Origin of the sequence: Albidovulum sp., from assembly GCF_049646345.1 — a bacterium.
GTDB lineage: Bacteria > Pseudomonadota > Alphaproteobacteria > Rhodobacterales > Rhodobacteraceae > Albidovulum.
This window is the reverse complement of record NZ_JBARVQ010000688.1, coordinates 1-3,095: the sequence shown is the minus strand read 5'-3', so window position 1 is coordinate 3,095 and position 3,095 is coordinate 1. Positions and strand designations below refer to the sequence as shown.

The following is a 3,095-nucleotide window of genomic DNA, read 5'->3' as shown; positions in this document are numbered from 1 at the left end:
CCCGTGTACCGTCCGGCGAAAGCGTCAGCCGCACCACCTTTCCGGCATGGCGGCCAAGGACATGCCCCTCGGCTCCGTCCCAGAACCGCACTGAAAAGTCGTCGCCCGCCGAAACCACCTGTCCATCGCCCAGATAGACCACTGCATTGACGGCCGCCTCATGGCCATCCAGCCAGATCGGCAGGCCATCGCGCCAGATCCCGACCGAATTGTCGAAACTTGCCGTGACGATGGTGCCATCCGCGCCCACGGCGATCCCCTTGACCGGTCCGCCATGACCTTTGAGTGTGAAGAAGTCCTGCGCCAGCGCGCAACCCAGCGAGGCGACCCACAGAGCCGCCGTCACCACGCCGCAGGTTCCATACCGTCGCCACATGGCCGGACCGTCCCTCAGCTTTTCTGCGCGCGAAGTATAGCTTCACCCCCACCCCCCGGGTCAATCGGTCCGGCAGGGTGGTTGCATCGGCGATTGAATTGCTGGTTTGAAGCCCTTCCTCGTCGTTGAGGCGGAGCCCATTTCGCCCGGGAACAAGCGCGACGCGCGCCAGGCGAGCGCCTGCCCGTTCCGGCGGGCTGGCGCTTAAGCAACGTCGCGCATTTCATCGGCGATTTAAGGGCTTTTCGACTATAAAGCACCCTGAATAAAGGTCGCGGCGCCACCCCACGGGCAGGCACTCGCCCGGCTTGTGGTGTGATGAGGGCAAAGGCAGTAGTTGCCCTGTTAAGAGACCGCCCAGCCAAGGCATTACCGGCAGGGCGGTCTTGCCCTCGATGATTGGACAGGCGAAGCTCTGCCCGAACCTGCACGAGGAGAAACGCCGCCATGATCCCGGTTTTCGACGGTCACAACGACTTTCTCCTGCGCCTCCTGCGCAATCCGGGTGAGCGTGAGGCAATCTGGCTGACGGGTGAGGGCAAGGGCCATCTCGATCTGCCGCGCATCAAGGCAGGTGGTTTTGCCGGGGGATTTTTCGCCGTCTACATCCCCTCGCCGGAACAGGCAGATGTGGTCGATTTCGACGCGCTGATGGATAGCCCGCCCTATGACCTGCCGCTGCCCAAGCTGATCGGCGCGGAGGCAGCACAGCCCGTGGCTGCGGCGATGATCGGCCATCTGCTGTGGATGGAACGGACCGGCACGCTGGCCATCTGCCGCAACGCCGCCGATATCCGCGCTGCAATGGCGGCAGGCCGGATCGCCGCCGTGTTGCATTTCGAAGGGGCCGAAGCGATCGGCGAAGACCTCGACACGCTGCATCTCTGGCATGCGGCGGGCTTGCGATCGCTCGGGCCGGTCTGGTCGCGGCCGACAATCTTCGGCCACGGCGTGCCGTTCCGGTTTCCCGGGGCACCCGATACCGGTCTCGGTCTGACTGAGGCAGGCAAAAGGCTGGTCAAGGAATGCAACGCGCTGAAGATCATGATCGACCTCAGCCATCTGAACGAGGCTGGCTTCAACGATGTCGCAGCCCTTTCCGACGCGCCGCTTGTCGCCACCCATTCCAATGCCCATGCGGTAACCCCCTCGACCCGCAATCTGACTGACCGGCAACTGGCCATGATCGCCGAGACGGACGGCATGGTCGGGCTGAATTTCGCCACCGTGTTCCTGAATGCGGACGGACGCCAGATGCCCTTCGATGGCTGGGACCCGATCCTGCGCCATCTCGACCACCTGATCACCCATCTGGGCGAAACCCGGGTCGGGTTCGGTTCGGATTTCGATGGGGCGACGGTGCCAACGGGGATCGGCGATGCGGCGGGCCTGCCGCGTCTTCTCGATGCCTTGCGGGCGCATGGCTATGACGAGGCATTTGTCGCAAAGATCGCGCATGAGAACTGGCTGAGGGTGCTTGAACGGACCTTTGGCCAATGACCCTGCCGGTACTTGATAACACCTCCGCACGCAGGCTCTTTCTTCACCGCCACGCGCTGATTGAGCCGCCCTCAGGTCCCGCGAAAGGCGCTGACCTGCTGTCGCTCATCCACCGGCTGGGCTTCGTGCAGGTCGACAGCATCAACACGGTCGAACGGGCGCATCACATGATCCTCTGGTCGCGGCGGCAAAGCTATAGGCCAGGAAACCTTGCAACGCTGCTTGAAAAGGACCGGTCGCTTTTCGAACACTGGACCCACGACGCCTCGGTGATCCCGTCCGCGTTCTTTTGCTACTGGAAGCTGCGCTTCAGCCGCGATGCTGCGCGTATCCGCGCACGCTGGGCCGACTGGCACGGATCGGAATTTCACGGCAAGATCGAGGAGGTGCTGGCCCATGTGCGCGAAAACGGACACTGCGGCTCGGGTGATGTGGGCGAGGATGAGAAACGCGGCAAGGGCGGCTGGTGGGAATGGCACCCGTCGAAGACCGCGCTGGAATATCTCTGGCGGTCCGGGCAGCTTTCCATCTGTCACCGCCGGAACTTCGCCAAGATCTACGACCTGACCGAACGGGTGCTGCCCCACCACCATGGCTTGCCCGATCCGGGTGAGGCCATCACGATCGACTGGGCCTGCAACGCGGCGCTTGACCGGCTGGGATTCGCGACATCGGGTGAGATTGCGGCCTTCTGGGATCTGATAAAACCGGACGAGGCCAAGGATTGGTGCGCGGCGGCCCTGCGACGTGGCGCGATTGATGAGGTGCAGATCGAAGGCGCGGACGGCACCCTTCGCCGCTGCTTTGCCCGGCCGGGCCTTGTGGCCGAGGCCGCCGGGCTGCCCGAAGCGCCCAACCGCATCCGCATCCTCTCGCCCTTCGATCCGGCTTTGCGGGATCGCAAGCGGGCCGAACGGCTGTTTGGCTTCTTCTACCGGATCGAGGTCTTCGTGCCGGAACCCAAGCGGCAATTCGGCTACTATGTCTTCCCGGTGATGGAGCGCGACCGGTTGATCGGCCGGATCGACGCGAAATGCCTGCGCTCCGACGGCGCGCTCAGTGTCCGCGCCTTCTGGCCCGAACCGGGCATAAGGATGGGCGCAGGGCGCATGGCACGGCTTGAGGCGGAACTTGCGCGCCTTGGCCAGTTCACCGATTGCCGCGGCCTGCGCTTCGCCGATGGATGGCTGCGCGGGGGATAGCAACGCTGTCCCGGACC

General features: G+C 64.3%; 3 protein-coding genes. 2 read left to right on the top strand and 1 reads right to left on the bottom strand.

Annotation, left to right across the window (positions count from 1 at the left end):
- Positions 1 to 376, bottom strand: a 376-nt coding sequence (locus tag WBB85_RS17935) for a WD40 repeat domain-containing protein (RefSeq protein WP_432639962.1), incomplete at its 3' end; no start/stop codon positions are given.
- Positions 377 to 823: 447 nt separating this feature from the next.
- Here WBB85_RS17935 and WBB85_RS17930 point away from each other — a divergent pair.
- Both WBB85_RS17930 and WBB85_RS17925 read left to right on the top strand, forming a co-directional pair.
- Entirely contained in the window at positions 824 to 1,876 is a 1,053-nt protein-coding gene (locus tag WBB85_RS17930) for a dipeptidase (protein WP_432639961.1), read from the top strand.
- Entirely contained in the window at positions 1,873 to 3,078 is a 1,206-nt protein-coding gene (locus tag WBB85_RS17925) for a winged helix-turn-helix domain-containing protein (RefSeq protein WP_432639960.1), read from the top strand. Before WBB85_RS17930 ends, WBB85_RS17925 begins: the two co-directional genes overlap by 4 nt.
- Positions 3,079 to 3,095: the final 17 nt, after the last annotated feature.